The sequence below is a fragment of the Mycolicibacterium pyrenivorans genome, from assembly GCF_025821625.1.
Lineage (GTDB): Bacteria > Actinomycetota > Actinomycetes > Mycobacteriales > Mycobacteriaceae > Mycobacterium > Mycobacterium pyrenivorans.
Genome location: NZ_JACKSH010000254.1, coordinates 1 through 18,152, shown reverse-complemented (window position 1 = coordinate 18,152; position 18,152 = coordinate 1). Strand labels below are relative to the sequence as shown.

At 65.7% G+C, this 18,152-nt stretch carries 19 protein-coding genes and 2 pseudogenes; 16 read left to right on the top strand and 5 right to left on the bottom strand.

What is annotated here, in order from left to right; genetic code table 11:
• Positions 1–124: 124 nt before the first annotated feature.
• Positions 125–904: an IS21-like element helper ATPase IstB gene (gene istB, locus H7I57_RS28010; RefSeq protein ID WP_260759568.1), complete on the bottom strand. Its 780-nt coding sequence runs from the start codon at positions 902–904 to the stop codon at positions 125–127.
• Complete coding sequence (gene istA / locus H7I57_RS28005; protein ID WP_260759569.1) at positions 901–2,418, bottom strand: IS21 family transposase; 1,518 nt, start codon at positions 2,416–2,418, stop codon at positions 901–903. The genes istB and istA overlap by 4 nt, the downstream gene beginning before the upstream one ends.
• Before the next feature lie 506 nt (positions 2,419–2,924).
• Between istA and H7I57_RS28000 the strand changes: the two are divergent.
• Positions 2,925–3,653, top strand: a pseudogene (locus tag H7I57_RS28000) (transposase); the annotation flags it as partial.
• Here the strand turns inward: H7I57_RS28000 and H7I57_RS27995 are convergent.
• Complete coding sequence (locus H7I57_RS27995) at positions 3,607–3,819, bottom strand: transposase (protein WP_264027690.1); 213 nt, start codon at positions 3,817–3,819, stop codon at positions 3,607–3,609. The pseudogene H7I57_RS28000 and the gene H7I57_RS27995 sit on opposite strands and share 47 nt — an antisense overlap.
• 561 nt (positions 3,820–4,380) lie before the next feature.
• Positions 4,381–4,839, bottom strand: coding sequence for a MarR family winged helix-turn-helix transcriptional regulator (locus H7I57_RS27990; RefSeq protein WP_264027686.1), 459 nt, complete (start codon positions 4,837–4,839; stop codon positions 4,381–4,383).
• Between the two features lie 181 nt (positions 4,840–5,020).
• On the opposite strand from H7I57_RS27990, the gene H7I57_RS27985 reads away from it, so the two are divergent.
• Positions 5,021–5,626, top strand: coding sequence for a hypothetical protein (locus H7I57_RS27985; RefSeq protein ID WP_264027684.1), 606 nt, complete (start codon positions 5,021–5,023; stop codon positions 5,624–5,626).
• 157 nt (positions 5,627–5,783) lie between these two features.
• A complete protein-coding gene (locus tag H7I57_RS27980; RefSeq protein ID WP_264027683.1) occupies positions 5,784–6,476 on the top strand; it encodes a class I SAM-dependent methyltransferase in 693 nt (230 codons plus the stop codon).
• An 82-nt stretch (positions 6,477–6,558) separates the two neighbouring features.
• On the opposite strand, the gene H7I57_RS27975 is transcribed toward H7I57_RS27980, so the two are convergent.
• Positions 6,559–7,305 carry a class I SAM-dependent methyltransferase gene (locus tag H7I57_RS27975; protein ID WP_264027682.1) on the bottom strand — a complete coding sequence of 249 codons (747 nt, stop codon included), beginning with the start codon at positions 7,303–7,305 and terminating at the stop codon, positions 6,559–6,561.
• A gap of 330 nt (positions 7,306–7,635) precedes the next feature.
• Between H7I57_RS27975 and H7I57_RS27970 the strand changes: the two genes are divergently transcribed.
• The 13 genes and pseudogenes from H7I57_RS27970 to H7I57_RS27905 form a co-directional block, all read left to right on the top strand.
• Positions 7,636–8,394 (top strand): SDR family NAD(P)-dependent oxidoreductase, encoded by a 759-nt coding sequence (locus tag H7I57_RS27970; RefSeq protein WP_264027680.1) that lies wholly within the window; start codon positions 7,636–7,638, stop codon positions 8,392–8,394.
• Complete coding sequence (locus H7I57_RS27965; RefSeq protein WP_264027679.1) at positions 8,375–9,079, top strand: TetR/AcrR family transcriptional regulator; 705 nt, start codon at positions 8,375–8,377, stop codon at positions 9,077–9,079. Before H7I57_RS27970 ends, H7I57_RS27965 begins: the two co-directional genes overlap by 20 nt.
• The gene (locus H7I57_RS27960) at positions 9,076–10,749 is read left to right on the top strand and encodes an MDR family MFS transporter (protein ID WP_264027678.1); all 1,674 of its coding nucleotides are present in this window, start codon (positions 9,076–9,078) and stop codon (positions 10,747–10,749) included. The genes H7I57_RS27965 and H7I57_RS27960 overlap by 4 nt, the downstream gene beginning before the upstream one ends.
• Positions 10,740–10,889: a hypothetical protein gene (locus tag H7I57_RS27955; RefSeq protein WP_264027677.1), complete on the top strand. Its 150-nt coding sequence runs from the start codon at positions 10,740–10,742 to the stop codon at positions 10,887–10,889. The genes H7I57_RS27960 and H7I57_RS27955 overlap by 10 nt, the downstream gene beginning before the upstream one ends.
• A 92-nt stretch (positions 10,890–10,981) precedes the next feature.
• On the top strand, positions 10,982–12,031 hold the full coding sequence (locus H7I57_RS27950; RefSeq protein WP_264027676.1) for an LLM class flavin-dependent oxidoreductase: 1,050 nt from the start codon (positions 10,982–10,984) through the stop codon (positions 12,029–12,031).
• A gap of 351 nt (positions 12,032–12,382) precedes the next feature.
• A pseudogene (locus tag H7I57_RS27940) lies at positions 12,383–13,183 on the top strand (transposase); the annotation flags it as partial.
• A gap of 97 nt (positions 13,184–13,280) precedes the next feature.
• Positions 13,281–13,463 (top strand): hypothetical protein, encoded by a 183-nt coding sequence (locus H7I57_RS27935; protein WP_264027675.1) that lies wholly within the window; start codon positions 13,281–13,283, stop codon positions 13,461–13,463.
• A 346-nt stretch (positions 13,464–13,809) separates the two neighbouring features.
• Positions 13,810–14,361 carry a tyrosine-type recombinase/integrase gene (locus H7I57_RS27930; RefSeq protein WP_264027674.1) on the top strand — a complete coding sequence of 184 codons (552 nt, stop codon included), beginning with the start codon at positions 13,810–13,812 and terminating at the stop codon, positions 14,359–14,361.
• The gene (locus H7I57_RS33620) at positions 14,267–15,793 is read left to right on the top strand and encodes a tyrosine-type recombinase/integrase (protein WP_504928648.1); all 1,527 of its coding nucleotides are present in this window, start codon (positions 14,267–14,269) and stop codon (positions 15,791–15,793) included. The genes H7I57_RS27930 and H7I57_RS33620 overlap by 95 nt, the downstream gene beginning before the upstream one ends.
• On the top strand, positions 15,712–16,239 hold the full coding sequence (locus tag H7I57_RS27920; protein ID WP_264027689.1) for a tyrosine-type recombinase/integrase: 528 nt from the start codon (positions 15,712–15,714) through the stop codon (positions 16,237–16,239). Before H7I57_RS33620 ends, H7I57_RS27920 begins: the two co-directional genes overlap by 82 nt.
• Positions 16,236–16,538 (top strand): DUF6262 family protein, encoded by a 303-nt coding sequence (locus tag H7I57_RS27915; RefSeq protein ID WP_264027671.1) that lies wholly within the window; start codon positions 16,236–16,238, stop codon positions 16,536–16,538. Before H7I57_RS27920 ends, H7I57_RS27915 begins: the two co-directional genes overlap by 4 nt.
• Before the next feature lie 253 nt (positions 16,539–16,791).
• On the top strand, positions 16,792–17,412 hold the full coding sequence (locus H7I57_RS27910) for a Mu transposase domain-containing protein (protein WP_443678344.1): 621 nt from the start codon (positions 16,792–16,794) through the stop codon (positions 17,410–17,412).
• A gap of 1 nt (position 17,413) precedes the next feature.
• Positions 17,414–18,152: ATP-binding protein (locus H7I57_RS27905; RefSeq protein WP_264027670.1), on the top strand; the 739-nt coding region annotated here is incomplete at its 3' end.

Here is an 18,152-nt window from a genome sequence, read left to right as displayed (position 1 = left end):
GTCAATGGACATTTGAAAGTGCCCGTGGGCGGACAGGAGAACTGCCCGTAGGTGGCCATTAAGAATTGCCCGGTGGCGGACACGAATCTGCCCATGAGGGTGTGTTCGCCACCGGCTGGGTCGGTCAGGTCAAGGGGTGGACTCCTTTCCCGTGCAGGGCTTGGGCCAGGCGCACGGAATCGCCGCTGGTTTGGCATAGGTGCGCGTGGTGCAGCAGCCTGTCCACGGTCGCGGTGGCCAGCGTCTTGGGCATGAGCTCATCGAATCCGCTGGGGTGCAGGTTCGACGAGATCGCCACCGAGCGGCGTTCGTAGGCCGCCTCCACGATGCGGTAGAGCCCTTCAGCGGCATCCGCGCCGACCGGCAACAGTCCTACGTCATCGATGACGACCAGCTCAGCACGCACGATCTTGGCCACGGCCTTGCCCAGGGTGTCATCGGCGCGGTGCGCTCGCACCAGCACTCCGATCTGCTCGAGGGTGAACCACGCCACTGGCATGCCGGCTTCGATGACCTTTTGCCCGAGGGCTTCGAGGAAGAAGGTCTTGCCGGTGCCGGCGGGCCCGCAGACCACCAGGTTCTCCCGACGCCCGACCCATTCCAGGGTCTGCAGCGCCTGCTGGGTGGGCAACGGGATCGATGACGCCGTCGGGTCCCAGGCGTCGAAGGTCTTGCCGGTCGGGAAGCCGGCAGCTTTGCGGCGGGAGGCCAGCATGGAGCGGGCCCGGCCGGCGGCTTCCTCGGTCAGCAGGGCTTTGATGACTTCGGTGGGGTCCCAGCGTTGGGCGCGGGCGGTGGCCAGCACGTCGGCGGCGACGGCTCGGGCGTGCGGCAACCGCAACGCACGCATCAACGACTCCACCTCGGCCGGCAACGGTGCGGTAGTGATCGTGGTGGTGGTCATGCGATGCCCGCCTCGCCGGCATCGATGATGGTGCGGCCGAACAGGTTCCACCCACTGGTGCCTTGCGCCAGCGAGGTGTGTTCACCGGCGCCACGCCGAGTTAGGTCCAGGCCTTTGGCGGCGAGGATGGAGTCGAGATCACCGGTAGCGAAGCGGCCGTGCACGGCGGCATGCCCGAGCGCCCAGTCCACATCAGCGCGACCGGCCAACGCCGAGAGCTCGACGGCGTGGGCCATCTTCTGCAGGATGCGTTCGGTGCCGACGGCGGCGGCTTCTTTGAGCCACACCGCCGCACCCGGCCCGAGTGCGAGGAAGGTCTGCTCACTGACGGTGCGGGCCCGCACCCGGTAATCACCGGGAACCTTGTCGCGGTGGTCGGGGAAATGGTCATCGTCGATGGCGGGACTGCCGGGGGTGGCGCGGTGGTGTCGGGCCACTTCCACGGGGCCGCCGTCATCGAGAGCGCAGATCACCACCTCATCGGTCCCGTCGTGATAGCGGATCCAGACGGTCTGTCCCAATAGTGTTGCCGGCAGCGAGTATTGGCAGTGGTTGAAGGTGACCATCGGGGTGTTGTCGGGAACCCGGCGGGTCACCCCCAGCGCGGCGGTATGCGGCAGATCGGGGATGGCGTGCAGGGCCGGGCGTTCTGCAGTGAGCATCTCGGCCGGACGGCGACCCGTGGCGCGGTGGGTCCGGGCGTTGATCTCAGTGGTGAACCCGGCGCACGCCGCCTCGACGTCGGCGAACGAGTCGTACTGGGGCAGTAGGTTGGTATCGGTGGGCACGATGTCGGCCTTGGCGAGCTTGACCGCGTTTTCCACCCCACCTTTGGAGGCCGGGTCGGCCGGCTCACAGGTCAGCACCGAGATGCCGTAATAGCGGCCGAAGGTCACCGCGGCCCGGTTGCGGACCGGGACTCCGGCGATGTGTCCGGTCGTGACGGTCTTCTCGTTGTCGGTCAGCAGATAGGTCGGGGCACCCCCGATAATGCGAAAGATGCGGTCCAGGCCGGCGAACACGCTGGGTGCGGTGCGGTCGCGCAAGGCGATCACCACCCGGTAGCGGCTCCACGCCAGCCACGCCACCAGCAGCACGATCTTGCGGCCGGCCACCAGCGGGCCGTCGGCGAAGTCGTACTGCAGCCACAGTCCCGGCTCGGTGATCCACGGCCGGTGCACGCGCGTATTGCCCAGTCGCCATTGGGCTTTGATCTCGGCCAGCGCTCGGCGGGTGGTGCGGTCGGTACCGGTGTATCCCAGCGCCACCAGCTTGTCGTGGGCCTTGTCGCCGCGGATCTTGCCCTTCGAATCAGACACCCAGCCCTCCAGCAGATCGCGCCAGTCGTCGATCATCCGGGCCCGCCGGGTCGCCGGCGGCAGACCAGCGTCGCGGTCCTCGACGGCCTTCTTGACGGTGTGGTGCGAGCACCCACACAGCTCGGCGGCAGCACGGTAGGACCCGGTCAGGTCGTAGGCATTGAGTATTTCCATGAGTTCTCCGTCAGACTTCAAAGTAGGTCTCTCCTGGGGTTGTCGGTTCGACTTGGCATCGACATCGAAACCGCAGGAGAGGCCGCCCCGTCGCTTGGCGCGCCGGAGCGGGATGACGCGGTCTGGGCAGATTCATGGCCGCCAACGGGCACTTTCATGTCCGCCAGTGGGCAGTTCTTATTGGCCGCGCATGGGCATTTTCATGTCCGCCTGCGGGCATTTTTTCATGTCCGCCGACACNCCAACGGGCACTTTCATGTCCGCCAGTGGGCAGTTCTTATTGGCCGCGCATGGGCATTTTCATGTCCGCCTGCGGGCATTTTTTCATGTCCGCCGACACGCGATCCGGAGGCCGGCATCGTTGTTCACAGCGATCACGGTGTGCAGGGTGGATTCAACTGGTCGTCGCAACACCTCGACCGTGGAGGTGTTCAGCAGTGGCGACGAGAGATTGGGCCGCGAAGACCAGCGATGTGCCCGAGGGTGCGCGTCGGCAGTGGCGTGCGGATCGGGCGTTGCGGCCTCCGATGCGCTCGCCCGGGCGGCCTGAACCCTCGCGGGCGGTGCAGCGGCAGTTCTGGCGTCTGATCGCGACGGGTATCTCCTCGGCCGAGGCGGCGTTGAAGGTGGGCGTGTCCGTGCCGGTCGGGACCCGCTGGTTTCGCCATGCTGGCGGCATGCCACCGATCTCACTGACCGAGCCCACCGGCCGCTACCTGTGCTTCGAGGAGCGCGAGGAGATCGCGCTGCTGCGCGCCAAGCAGGTGGGAGTGCGTGAGATCGCGCGCAGGATGGGCCGTGACCCGTCAACGATCTCCCGCGAGCTGCGCCGCAATGCGGCCACGCGCAGCGGCAAGCAGGAGTACCGGGCGCTGGTGGCGCAATGGAAGGCTCAGCAAGCGGCGAAACGGCCAAAGGCGGCGCGACTCGCGACCAACGACAGGCTGCGTGAGTACGTCCAGGGGCGCCTGGCCGGGAACGTGCGCCGGACAGACGGCAGCATCGTCGTCGGGCCGCAGCCGCCGGCGTGGAAGGGGTTGAATAAGCCGCATCGGCAGGACCGGCGGTGGGCGACCGCGTGGAGCCCGGAGCAGATCTCGCACCGGTTGAAGGTCGACTTCCCTGATGATGGGTCCATGCGCATCAGCCATGAGGCGATCTATCAGTCGCTGTTCATCCAGGGGCGAGGCGCGCTCAAACGCGAATTGGTCACCTGCCTGCGCACGGGCCGTGCGCTCCGGCAGCCACGGGCTCGAGTTCCCGAATGCGCTTGTTGGCCGCGGCAAGCTCGGCCTGCTCGGCGCGGTTGAGACCCGGGAGCTGCCCGGTGTCGATCAGTTCCTGCTTGCGCCAGCCGTAGATGGTCTGGTCGCTGATACCCAGATCGGCAGCGATCTGAGCGATCGGGCGGCCAGCAGCCACCAGGTCGAGCACCTTGCGGCGGAATTCTTCGGGGTAACGCTTCGGCACGGACACGGCTCCTTCAACGGACGTCGTGACCCAAAGTCAAGCAAACCGACTCCGGGCAACCCAGGGCACATCAGTCTCCATCCAGACCAGGACGGTTCAACAAGCCTCTCTTCAGCCACTCCACGCTGTGGTGGGAACCGGCCGACAGGCCACTCTTGGAGTCAGCCCGAAGGCGACAGGTGTACGACGAGCCAGACCGATCACCACCACAGGGAGCATCGCTGCAGGCGGCGCATCCCCGCCAGGATTCAACAAGTTGGCGCCACTCTGCTGGACGCAACCCCTCGAACAACCGAGTCGGCCTACGGATCAGACCGGACCGCGACCGGCTTCCCACCCGAGAGGCTTGACGCTGCCGCCGACGCACGGCGCTACGCTGCGCGCCGGGCGGAGCGCGAGACCGGTTCCGGCGCTTCCCGGCAGGGCGGGCAGACTGATACTGCCGGAAGCTTCGGTTTTCCGGCCGCAAGAAGATGGCTGTTCGGTTCCCGCCCGAATGGTCGCGTCGACGAACTACCGGCACGCCGTCGGCGGAAACTGCTGAACTGCAGGGTCGTGCAGCGCAGCCTTTCGTAACAGCGTTTTCAGGTGGCGCTGTTCGGTCGGCAACAACTTGTCGAGCACGCGTTGGTCGGCGATGCGTACAGCGCGTTCTGCACGTTCGTGCAGCGTCCTTCCCTCGTCGGTGAGTTCTGCGGGCAGCGCACGTCCGGTCGGGGCACTCGCAGGCCGCGCCACCGCACCCATAGCCTCCAACCTGCGCAGCAGCTGGTTCATCGCTTGTGCCGACACGTGCGTCTCGCGCGCCAAGTCAGCGTTGCTCCGGCCAGGTGAAGCCGCAAGTATGCGCAAACACACGAACTCGGGCAACCCCAGCCCCAGAGGACCGAGCTCAGCAGCAACCTCCGGACGCAAGATCGCCGCGAGCTGGTGCAGCAAGTAGCCGAGCGGCTCCCCCGCTGATTCATTCATCGCGACATCTTCACATGACTCCGGCCGAGCATCACGCCAACGGGTGGCGTCGCCCCGGGTCTGGCCGGCCAGGCGGGCCTGGATGGATCTCGTTGACGGATATCAAGCTGGTTGGTATCAAGGATGTTGATATCAGGCGTTTCCCCGCCGGGCGGCGCCACACCACACGAAAGGCGATCACATGAGTTTTGGCGGATTTGCTGGCGGACCCGGTTTCGGTGGTCCCGGCGGCGGTCAAGGGCCTGGCGGCTGGGGCCCCGGCGGCTTCGGCGGCATCGGCGGCCCGGGAGCGTTCGGCGGCCCGGGAGGGTTCGGCGGCCCGGGAGGGTTCGGCGGCGGGCTCAAACGAGCCGCGTTCGGCACCGCAGTGCTACTTCTCGACGGGCCCGCCGATGCAGCTGGGATCGTGCAGCGAACCAGCGAGGCGACCGGCGGCGCGTTCACCCCGCCTCAGGACGTTGTCGACCTGGCTATCGGACTGCTCGCGGGCCGCGGCTTCGTGACCGTCGAGAACGGTGTGGCTTCGTTGACCGAACTCGGCAGTAATCTGTTGGCGTGGCGAGGCGTCACCAGTGATAGCACGCACATGTTCCTGAGCAAGTTCGCTCAGTTCGCTGATGTCCTGACGATCGGCAAGACCCTGCATGAGGTCGGCGGGCTGGCCCGCACAATCGCATGGTCGGGCACCGAAGCGCAGAAGCAGGCGCTCTCTGACGCCAGAGTGCAGCTTCTCGACGCGGTCACCAAGGCCAAGAAGTCGCTGCACGCCGCCCTCGCCGCGGACTGACCTCACCCGTGTTTGGGGGCGGGGGCCAGGCCCCCGCCCACAACGCTTCGCTGGATCTCTGGCCGCTTCTGCCGTGTGCTGGACCAGCACCCCCCCAAAACATAGAACACATATCAAGGAATTTGACATGCATCAGGAAGGTGGATAAACCGGAAGCATGACCGAGCCAACTGACGCGATGTTCGAAGCAGCTTATCGGGGTGATGCCCCCGAGATGGGCATGGGTAATCGCCCACCGTGGAGTATCGACGAACCGCAACCTGAAATCGCCACACTGATCGAGGCCGGCAAGGTCCACGGCGAGGTGCTCGATGCCGGTTGTGGCGAAGCGGCGGTATCGATGTATCTGGCCGAACGCGGCTTCACCGTCGTTGGCCTCGATGTGTCCCCGACCGGGATCGAGCTGGCGCGCGAGGAGGCCGCCCGACGCGGACTCTCCAACACCACATTCGAGGTAGCCGACATCAGTGCCTTCACCGGCTACGACGGCCGTTTCGGCACGATCATCGACAGTACGCTGTTCCACTCGATGCCTGTAGAGCTGCGAGAGGGTTATCAACAGTCCATCGTGCGGGCAGCCGCGCCCGGTGCGACCTACATCGTGCTGGTATTCGACCGGACGGGCAGGACCGGCAATGGTCCGATTGCCGGTGTGACCGAAGACGAGTTGCGCGCGGTAGTGGGAAGGTACTGGACCATCGATGAGATCCGACCGGCCCGCATCCATGCCAACGTTCCCGACGAACTGGCCGGTGAAAATCAGCCGTTCAGCGGGTCCGATATCCGCGATGAAGCCAACGGACGCAAATCGATCGGCGCTTGGCTGTTGACCGCTCACCTGCCGACCTGAGTGGGTTCGGGGAAACGTGAAGTCTGACTGAGTATTTCGCGAAGGAGCGGCGGTGCTGCTACGCACCACCACGAGCCAACTCTCAGTCGAGACGGGTGGCGACGACCGCCCACACCGGCCAGTGCAGAACGTTGTTCTCCAGCAGCGGTTCGATGACACTGAGTCTTTCCACAACCGGTCTCATCCGTTCGCCGTACTGCCCACTGACAGTGCCGGACATGTGCATGAGTGCCTCGGACGTGAAGTGGTGCTGGAATGTCGTGGTCCCGAGGTGATCGATGTGCCATCCGGCCGGCGCAAGCACACGATCGAAGTTGTCGACGGGGAGGCCCTCACCGGGAACACCGTTGAGGTTGTATCGACCGAACTCGAACATGTACAGCCGAGCCCCGGGATTCGTCACACGATGCAGCGCGGCCGCATAGGACGACTGTGCCGCCGCGTCGTCAGCGAAAACGTGATACACGGCGCTGTCGACGACCGTGTCGAATCGGCCGTCTCGTCCGTCGAGCTTGGTGATGTCGCCGACCCGGAAATCGACATCCACCCTCGCCCGTCGGGCATTGAGCTTGGCCCTGTCTATCGCCGCAGGTGAACTGTCGATGCCGGTGACTTGAAAGCCTTTGGAAGCGTAGAGGATAGCGTTATGGCCGGGACCGGTGCCCGGATCGAGCACCCGGCCACGAAGGGCTCCGTAGGCTACCAGCAGTTGCACGGCGGGTTGTGGTCCGCCGATATCCCACGGCGTGAGCGGCGGCAGCCCGTCTACCATCTCTTGGTCCCGGTAGAGGTCGTCAAAACCTGCCCATCCCGACGTGTTGTCAGACATGAAACATGAACTCCTTGTCAGTCGATCGCTTGCCGGAGACTTGGAATCTCGTCACTGATTGCGGTTGCCCAGGCCACCGTTCAGCTTGGTGAACAACGCGTACAGCCACCCACCTGCCAGACCCACAGGTGACCTTCTCGAGACATGGTCCGTCCTCGCTGACATAGTGGATGGTGCGCTACAAGAAATGTACGCCTGTTGCATTTCGACGATGCCCACGCAGTGGTCGGTATCGAACCGACGATGCCGGGTCCCACCGACCTTGGAACAGAATGCACGTCCACGACAGGCTTCTCCGCGTCCGAGCGCACCGAGACCAGGAGTGAAACCATGGGAATACTGGAGGGCAAAGTTGCCGTGGTCACCGGCGGAAGCCACGGGATCGGCTTTGCAACAGCCCATCGCTTTGTCGCAGAAGGCGCCCGCGTTTTCATCACCGGACGCAGCCAGCACCGCCTTGACGACGCACTCGCCGAACTTGGCGACAACGCCGTTGCGGTGCGTGGCGATGCCGCCGATCTGGAGCATCTGGACTTGCTGTACGCCACGATTGCGGCGAACGTGGGTCACCTCGACATCGTGGTGGCCAATCCGGCACTCCGTTTATGGAGACGCCTTCCCGATGTCACACCGGCCGACTTCGACGCCGTCTACGGCGTGAACGTCCGCGGTGTCTTGTTCACCGTGCAAAAGGCGCTGCCCCTGTTGCGCGACGGTGGATCAGTGGTCCTGGTCGGGTCGACCCTGTCGCATCGAGGCCAGCCAGGGCTGACTCTGTATGCCTCGACCAAGGCGACATTGCGCGCATTCGCGCGGACATGGGCGGCCGAACTCGGAGACCGTCGGATCCGGGTCAATCTCATCAGCGCCGGCGCCATCGACACCGCGCCGCCGATCACAGGCACCGTGGCAGCGGGTGAAGCGGCCGAAGCCGCCGCGCGGCGCCACACGATGTTGGCCGCCGCGCCTTTGCAGCGAGCAGGCCGTCCCGACGAACTCGCCGCCACCATCCTGTTCTTGGCCAGCACCCAGAGTAGTTACATGACGGGCGCCGAGTTGGTCGTCGACGGTGGACTCACCGTGGTCTGAATCTGCGCGCGACGCGGTCCCACCATGCAATCCTGCACTTGTGCAATTTTGCACTGGTGTAGAGTTCTTGGTCATGAGCATGGCAGGTAGCGGGCTGCGCGCACGGCATAGACAACAGGTGCGGGTGGACCTGCATGAAGCTGCGGTTTCGTTGGTGGATCAGGTCGGTTTTGCCGACGCGACGATCGACCTCATCGCCAGCCGAGCGGGCGTGTCGCGTCGCACGTTCTTCAACTACTACGCATCGAAGGAGGACGCGGTCCTCGGTGCGACGCCGCCGACGGTTCCCGAGCAGGCGCTGTCCGCGTTCGTCGAGGACGTCGATGCCGACCCGTTCACGCGCACGGTCGGGCTGATCGTGGCTATCGTCCGTTCGACCTTCGTCGCCGGGACCGTGATCGAGGAGCGGCGCGGACTGATCGCGCGGCACCCCCAGTTGCGTGAGCGCATGTCGCAACATGTGGTGGCTGCCGAGACGCTCACCGAGGTCGCACTGAGCGAACGATTTGCCCACTCGGATGTGCAACCGCGCTCGGCCGAATCGACTCGCGCACTGTTGATGCTTGCCGGTGCGGTCCTGCGCTATGCGTACATCAGCGACCCGCAGGCGTTCGACTCAGCTGATTCCGCGGCGATCGAGGAGGCGATCTCCGTGTTCCGCAATGCCCTGAGGGAGATCTCATGACTTCCGTTTTCCCGGTGTCCACCTCCAACCCGACGACAAGAAGCGTTGCCCCACTGTTCGCCAGCCTGATGGTGACGATGCTGCTGGCAGCGCTGAACCAGACGGTGCTATCCACCGCACTTCCGACCGTCGTCGGTGAACTGCACGGAATCGACCACATGACGTGGGTCATCACCGGCTACATCCTGGCATCCACGATCGTCATGCCGGTCTACGGCCGAATCAGCGACCTGTTGGGTCGCAGGCCTGTTCTGATCCTCGCGATCTCGCTGTTTGTCGCCGGCTCGGTGATCGGCGCGGAGGCTGCGAACATCGAGTGGCTCATCGTGGGCCGGGTGATACAGGGCGCCGGCGGTGGCGGGTTGATGATCCTTTCCCAGGCCGCGATCGCCGATGTCGTTCCGGCACGCGACCGCGGAAAGTACATGGGGCTGATGGGTGCGGTCTTCGCAGTCGCTTCCGTTGCCGGGCCCCTGCTCGGCGGTTGGTTCACCGAGGGGCCCGGCTGGCGGTGGGCGTTCTGGATCAACGTGCCCCTGGGGGCAGTCGCCATCCTCGCCACCCTTGTTTTTCTGCGACTGCCCGAAACACCGCACGCCGAACGGCCGCGAATCGACTACCTCGGTGCGGCCCTCATCGCGGTCGCCACCACAGCAGTCATCCTCGTCTGCACCTGGGGCGGTGCCACCTACGCGTGGCGCTCTCCGCAGATCATCGGCCTGATCCTCGCCACAGTCGTCTCCGCGCTGCTGTTTGCGGCCGTGGAATCCAAAGCGACACATCCGCTCATCCCGTTGCCGCTGTTCAAAGAACGGAACTTCACGCTCAGCACCTTCGCCGCGCTGCTGTTCGGAATCGCGATGTTCGGCGCCATCGGATACCTACCCACTTACCTGCAGATGTCGTCGGGGGTGAACGCCACCGAAGCCGGACTCCTCATGATCCCGATGATGGGTGGGCTGCTCGGTGCATCGGTCGTATGTGGTCGTCTGGTGTCGCGGACTGGACGGTACAAGCGGTATCCGACGGCCGGCGCAGCGGTGATGGGTGCCGGGCTCGCCTTGATATCGACGCTGCACATCGACAGCCCCATCTGGCTGATGTGTGGCTACACGGCGATACTCGGCATCGGTATCGGCATGGGCATGCAGATCCTCATCCTGATTGTGCAGAACACCTTTTCAAGCGCGATCGTGGGCACGGCGACCGCCGCGACGAACTACTTCCGGCAGGTGGGCGCCAGCGTGGGCTCCGCCGTGGTCGGTTCGGTGTTCGCCACGCGCCTGGTCACCCTGCTGGCCGAAAGGCTGCCCGATTCCGCCGGCAGCACCGACACCAACGCGCTTACCCCCGCTGCGGTCAGAGAACTGCCCGCTACCACACGACTGCCCATCCTCGAGGCCTACAACGACGCATTGCTGCCGATCTTCTTGTTCATGGTGCCGTTGGCGGTCATCGCCGTCATAGCACTCGCCTTCATCAAAGAGACCCCGCTGGCCACCACCATCGAGCGCGACGTCATCGACCAATCGCCGGCACAGGCTCGCGCGTACAACCCGCCCGAAACGCGGCCTCGGTTAGCCGACACCGGTACATCAGGCCGCCGCGGGCGGTCGGCCGGCACGCGGTCGGCGCAATGCGGCAAAACAAGGACCGGGCAGTGGCTGTGAGGTATGACCGGAAGGATGTCACCGAGTGGGTCCGGGAGCGTGCGGGCACTGTTCTGCCGGTCGCGTCCCCGTACCGTCCCGCCGGCCTCAACGGTGGCGCATGCAGGCAGGGCCATCTCGAGGACGAGGGTTTGACCTGAGGTAGCGTGGGAATCACGGTAGCGGCGGTGCTTTTCGTGGTCATTCTTCAACGTAGGCCGCCACTGCCGTCAGAGTCGACAGAAGGGCCCGCATGGCCGACTACGGCAGACCTGTGCAGTTCGGTCTGTTCCTCAGCCCACGATCCGACTGGATCGACAACAGTTACGCCCTCGCCGAAATTGCCGATCATGCACTCGATTTCATCGCAGTGCAGGACCACCCATACCAACGCCGGTTCCTCGACGCCTGGGCGTTCATGTCAGCGTTGCTGATGCGCACCGAGCGGGTACGGGTGGGGCCCGATGTTGCCAACGTTCCACTGCGCCAGCCCGCGGCGATGGCGAAGATGGCGGCCAGCCTCCACATATTGTCGGGTGGTCGTGTGGAACTGGCGCTTGGTGCAGGCGCTTTCTGGGAGCCGATCGTGGCAATGGGCGGGCCCCGCCGTTCACCGAAGGATGCTGCGCGCGCGTTGCGGGAAGCCGTCGAGGTGACCCGCCTGATGTGGTCCCGGAAACGCGCGATCAGCTACGACGGAGAGTTCTACCACTTGAAGAGTCTGCATCCAGGCCCGGCGCCAGCCCACGACATGCAAGTCTGGTTGGGCGTCGGCGGCCCGAAGTTGCTGCGCTACCTCGGCGGTCACGCCGACAGCTGGATCCCGTCGAACAGCCATTTCCCTCCCGACAAACTCCCGGACATGCACAGCCAGATTGACGCCGGCGCCGTCGAGGCCGGCCGAGATTCGAGAACGGTTGCCCGCGTCTACAACGTCTTCGGTCGGGCATCGGATGCACCATCCGACGAGCCTTTCGGCGGCACCGTGGAGCAATGGACGGACACGCTGACAACACTGCTCGTCGAGACCGGCATGGACAGCTTCATTTTCGCCACCCAAGACGACGATATCGAGACCGTCGGCTGCGGACTGCCCAAGATGCTCACCATGCCGCCACGCATACCGGGCGGTGGTGGCCGAGTGACGACACGACGCACGCCGTCGAACCGATTCCGGCCAGAGCGGTGTCGCAGCGGCTCGATTCAGCGTTGCCTCGCGGGGTTATCGTGGCGAGCAAGCCGAGCACGTGACGCAGAGGCCAACACAGCCGGATACCGCCGATATTGGCCAGGGCCCGGCTGAGGATGGCCCGCAGCGGGTGGGCTGGTTCCGGTTCTATTTCGCCCAGCAAAGCCGGCAGCGGTCTGAGCAGGCCCAGCGTCGACACGGCTATCGGCCGGGCACGGTGACCCCGACGACGGAATTGATCCTCTCCGACCTCGCGCAACAATGCCTCACGCCAGCCCGCGCGATCTGACGAATTTCGCCCAGAGTGTCGCCTGCCATGAGGATGGGGCCAGTGTGACCTGATTTTTGCCAGGGTGATGGGACCACCTGGATTGCCAGTTATTGGACCACCGGCGCGTCGCGTCGGTGGTCTTTTCATTTGTTCGTTCGATCGCCGTGACAGCGCAAGTCACGGAGGTCGCCGGCATGGCTTTTCGGGAGGTCAGTGTGAACGAGATCAGGGAAGTGCTCCGGGTGTGGCTGGGGGTGGCGGGGCTACCGGCCCCGGGCTATCGCACGATCGCCGGGCATTGCGGCCTGGACCGCAAGACGGTGCGCCGCTATGTCGAGGCCGCCCAGGCAGCTGGTCTGCGCCGCGACGACGATCTGGGCGCTGTCGATGACGCGTTGATCGGGATTGTCGCCGAGGCGGTGCGTCCGGTGCGCCCTGATGGGCATGGTGCGGCGTGGGAGCAGCTGTTGGGGTTCGAGGAGCAGATCACGAAGTGGGTGGCCGGCGATGGTGAGCAGCGGCCGTTGACGGTGACCAAGATCCACACCCTTCTGGCCCGGCAGGGCTGCGTGGTGCCGTATCGGACGTTGCACCGATTTGCCAGTGAGCGTTGCGGGTTCGGCCGCAAGGACCTCACGGTGCGCGTCGCCGATGGCGATCCCGGGGTGGAGTGTCAGGTCGATTTCGGCTATCTGGGGATGCTCACCGACGCCGAGGACGGGCGGCGCCGCAAGGTGCATGCGCTGATCTTCACCGCGGTGTACTCCCGGCACATGTTCGTGTGGCTGTCCTACTCGCAGACCCTGGCCGCGGTGATCGCCGGCTGCCAGGCGGCGTGGGCGTTCTTCGGCGGCGTGTTCGCGGTGCTGATCCCCGACAACCTCAAGCCGGTGATCGCCGACGCCGATGCGGTCAACCCGCAGTTCAACCAGGGCTGGCTGGACTACGCCGGCCATGCTGGCTTCCTGACCGATCCCGCGAGGGTGGCCTCGCCTCTCTTAACCGGCTAATAGTGATATTGGATCAGCTGCGACACGCCGTTTTCGTGCGGTTCTTGACCGATGGTGGATTGAGATGAGATATCTACATCTCATGACGAGGGAACTGTCGGTGGCTGCCGATGAGCACGGCGTCTGGCAGTTGCGTGGGAGCGCTGCTGAAGACTTCGGATTGGTCAACGAGTTCCTCGGATATCTGGCAGACCGCAACTTCTCGCCGCGGACCTGCCGGGCCTACGCCTACGACCTGCTGGCGTTCGCACGATGTGCTCGGTGACGAGGATTTGGCACTCCTGGACGTGAATGTTGATGTGCTGCTGCGGTTTTTGACCGCTTGTCGGGAGGCGACGTTGCCGGGTCGGCCGGGTGGCAACGTGTACTCGATCCGTGATGGCCGCAATCAGGGGTATGCGCCGGCGACGATCAATCGGCGGTTGGCGGCGATTTCGAGTCTGTTCGCGTTCCTGGAGATGCGTGACCCGGACGCGCCTAATCCTGTCCGCGGCGGGCGAACGGCCCGAATGCGTTCGCGCGGTGAGCGTTCTGGCTTGTTGGCGCATACGGCGAAGCCGAAGGCGCGTTCACAGTTGCGGGTCCGCGAGCCACGTCGATTGCCTCGGGGGTTGTCGCGGGAGGAGTCCACGGCGCTGCTGGGCAGCTTCCGTAGCCGACGCGATCGCGCGATCGGCGGGCTGATGCTGCTCTCGGGGCTGCGGTCAGCGGAGGTGCTCGGGCTGCGGGTCAACGATGTCGATATCGCGCGGCGCTGGGTTCGGGTGTTCGGCAAGGGCGGCAAGGAACGCTCGGTGCCGATCGATACCGACGTGGCCGGGGCGATCCAGACCTATCTGCTGGCTGAGCGCCCCGAGACCGACGCTGAGGCACTGTTCGTCGTCGCCAAAGGCGCCCACCGCGGACAGCCACTTACCCCGGCGGGACTGCGCACGGTGTTCCGCTATCACCGCGAGCGCTCCGGTGTCGCAGCCGGGCACCCCCACGCGTTACGGCATTCATTCGGCACCGCGCTGGCCGAGGCAGGGGTCGATCTGTCGGTGATTCAGGCGCTGATGGGTCACGACCATGTCGACTCCGCGGCTGCCTACATCCATTTGGCCCCATCGTTTTTGCGTGAGGAGTTCGATGCCGCCCGCGCTCGGCTACGCGCCCGCCCCTGAGGTCGACCTGCTCGCCGCTTACGCCGAGCACTGCGACCGGCTCGGGTTGACCGGGGTGAACCTTCGCCCGGCCGCGCGAACGTTCCTGCGGCGCTGGCCCGACCCGCAGCGGTGGGCCAGCGAGCCGCTCAAGACGCGGTTAACGATCTCTGATCCCACCCGGTCGTTCGTGATGTTCTTGATGCTGGCCGGGCATCTGCGGCCCGGCTATGACTACCTGATCCGCCGCAAGCTGCCAGTCTTCTGGCGGCATCTGCCACCGGGACCCTTGGCTGAGGACCTGGCCAGATTCCTCGCCGCCGCCAAGGAACTCGGCTTCACCGAACGCACCCGCAGCGCCACCGCATCGCAAGTGATCGGCCGGCTACTCATCCAGACCGGTCGACGGCTGGATGCGTTGACCGACAACGACTTCGACGACTTGCTGGCCGCCAGCGCGGCGCGACACGACCGAGAAAAAGCCAGCCGCCATTACAGCAGCGCGACCCACACTGCCAGGCAGGTGATGTTTCATCTCGGGGTGCTCGCGGAGCAGCCGGTGAACGCGACCAGCCTGTTGCGGCAAAGCTTTGCCCAGCGGATGCGGGATGCCACCCCGGCGCTGCGGGACTCGTTCGTGGCCTACCTCGACCGGCTGACGGCCACCCATACCCGCAGCACGGTCACCGGCACCGCGAGCCGGCTCAACCACTTCGCTGCGCACCTGACCGCAATTGACCCCGAACTATCGAGTCTGGCCGAGTTGGACCGACGCCGACACATCGAGACTTACCTGACCGCGACCGCCGCGGCGACCAACTCCCGCACCGGCGCACCGATCCAGGCCTCCGAGCGCCGCGGCCGGATCCTGGCGGTGCATTGCCTGCTCAACGACATCGCAGAATGGGGCTGGCCCGAAGCACCCAAGCGGCGCTTGGTGTTTCGCTCCGACATCCCCAAGCTGGCCCGAGCGTTACCCCGCTACCTCACTCCGGACCTGGACCGGCGCCTGACCCAAGCGCTGCAGACCTGGCCCAACCGGCTGCCCGCTGATGCGTTGCTGCTGCAACGCGCCACCGGTCTACGCATCGGTGAACTCATCGATCTGGAACTGGACTGCGTGCACGAGATCCCCGGCCAGGGCGCATGGCTGAAGGTGCCGCTGGGCAAGCTGAACACCGAACGCATGGTGCCCCTCGAAGAGGAAACCGTTGCGCTGATCGACCGCATCGTGGCCCACCGCTCAGCCGGGCGGCCGCTGCCACATCCGCGCACCGCGCGACCCACCGATTTCCTGTTCACTCACCACGGCCGGCGCCTGACCGTCTACCACCTTCGCGACGTCATGACCCGCGTCACCCGGATGCCGGTCTGCCGCATACCACCCCGCATCAGCTGCGTCACACCTATGCCACCGCTCTGGTCAACGCCGGCGTGTCCTTGCAAAGCCTGATGACTCTGCTCGGGCACGTCTCGGCCGAGATGAGTCTGCGCTACGGGCGGCTGTTCGACTCGACCGTGCGCACCGAATACGAGCGCGCCCTGACCGCCGCGAAAGCCCACCTGGGCACCCTGCCCGCCGAGCCGCCCCACGGACGCGCCCAACTGCCGATCGTCGAGGGCGACTGGAAACAGGCGCCCGCGGTCAAGGCCCGCCTTGCGGGTGGCTTCTGTATCCGCGCCCAGGTCCAAGGCCCGTGCGCCTACGCCAACATCTGCGAGCACTGCCCCAACTTCCGCACCGACACTGGCTACCTGCCCGTCCTGGCGGCCCAGCGCGCCGACACCGAAACACTGGCCCGCGATGCCGAAGCACGCGGTTGGACCGGCGAAGCCGAACGCCACCGCCGACTCATCGAACGCCTCGATGCCCACATCAGTCAGGCTCAAACCGGATGACGGGCGAACAACGCCGCCAACACGTCGAAGACGTCTGCGCTGCAATCATTCTTAGCGGGCAACCCGTCACCTTCGATGAGGTCGCCGAGCGCACCGGACTCGGGCGGGCCACCCTCTACCGCAACCCCGACCTGCGCAGCATCATCGAGGAACACCGCACCCGCGGCAGGGAAGCACACACCCTGACAGGCCTCACCACTGAAATCGCTCACCTCCGCATCGCACTGGAGGCCGTCGCCGAAACCGTCCGCCGCCACGAAGAAGAACTCCGCCGCCTCCGCAAAACCGGACAACACTGAGACACCGCAACGCCCAAAACGCCCAAACTGCGCCAGGATTAGCCGGATAACCGAAGGACAAGCCACGGGTGGAACGCGCCGTGCAGTACGTGCGCCGAAACTTCTGGGACGGCGAAACCTTCACCAGCCTGCAACAGGCGCAGCAGGCCGCCGTGGCCTGGTGTCGTGACACCGCGGGCACCCGAACCCACGGCACCACCTGTGCGCGGCCGCTGGAGATGTTCACCGCCGAGGAGCAGTCCGGCTGCTGCCGGTGCCGGGGGTCTATGACGTGCCGGTGTTCAAGACCGTCAAGGTTCACCGCGATTTCCACGCCGAGGTCGCCAAGGCGCTGTACTCGCTACCCGAGTGCTGGATCGGCCAGTACCTGGACGTGCGGGCCGACACCGAGCTGGTGAAGTTCTACCGCCGCGGCGTGCTGGTCAAGGTCCATCCCCGCCAACCCGCCGGTGGGCGCAGGACCGACCCCGCTGACCTGCCCGAACACAAGACCGGATACGCCCTGCGGGATGTGGCGGCGTTGATCACCGCCTGCGGGGCGCATGGCCCCAGCGTCGGGATCTACGCCGAACGCATCCTCGATGACCGGCTGCCCTGGACGAAGATGCGCACCGTCTACCGGCTGCTGGGCCTGGTCCGCCGCTACGGCGCCGACCGGGTCGAACAGGCCTGCTCGCTATCCCTGGACCTCGATGTCGTCTCGGTCACCAAGATCGCCTCCATGCTGGAACGCGCCACCGAGACCAGCACCCCGGCACTGCCGCAGGCGGTCGGTCACACCGCGACCCGATTCGCCCGCGACCCAGCCGAATTCAATGCCACCCCAACACCATTAACCGTCGTCGCCGACACCGACTGCCAGGAGGACAGCTGACATGTCCAGCACCCACCACCGGCCCGCCGAGCCCGTCGGCGCTGATCTGGTCCGCCTACTCAAGACGCTCAAACTCGGCGCTCTGGCCGACACCTTGCCCGAACGCGCCGCCCTGGCCCGCCAGCACAAACTCAGCCACATCGGCTTCCTGGAAACCCTGCTGGCTGACGAGGTGTCCCGACGCGAATCCCGCTCTGCCGCATTGCGGGCGACCAAAGCCGGTCTCGACCCGGGCATGCGGTCCGACACCTGGACCGCACACGAGGACCTGCGCTATGACCGCACCCTGCTGGGGGATCTGACCTCGCTGCGATTCCTCGACGCCGGCCAGTCCGCGATCATCCTCGGCCCCGTCGGCATAGGCAAGACTCATCTGGCAACAGCATTGGGGCACATGGCCATTCGCCGACGTCATTCCGTCGTATTCGGCCGAGCCGACAAACTGTTCACCCGGCTGCGCGCCGCCCGCCTCGACCACACCGTCGACGCCGAGATCCGCCGACTGGCCGCCGTCGACGTCCTCATCATCGACGACTTCGCGCTGCGCCCCCTCGACGCCACCGAAACCAGCGACTTCTACGAAATCGTCGTCGAGCGCCACCGCACCAAGACCACCATCGTGACGTCGAACCGCGAGCCCGCCAAAGCGCACTTGTTCGCGCGAACCTGTGCGGAAGTGGCGTTGAAACGTGACATGTTTGCAGGTATCAGGGTTGGGCGAGGTGGTCGGGCAGTCGGCC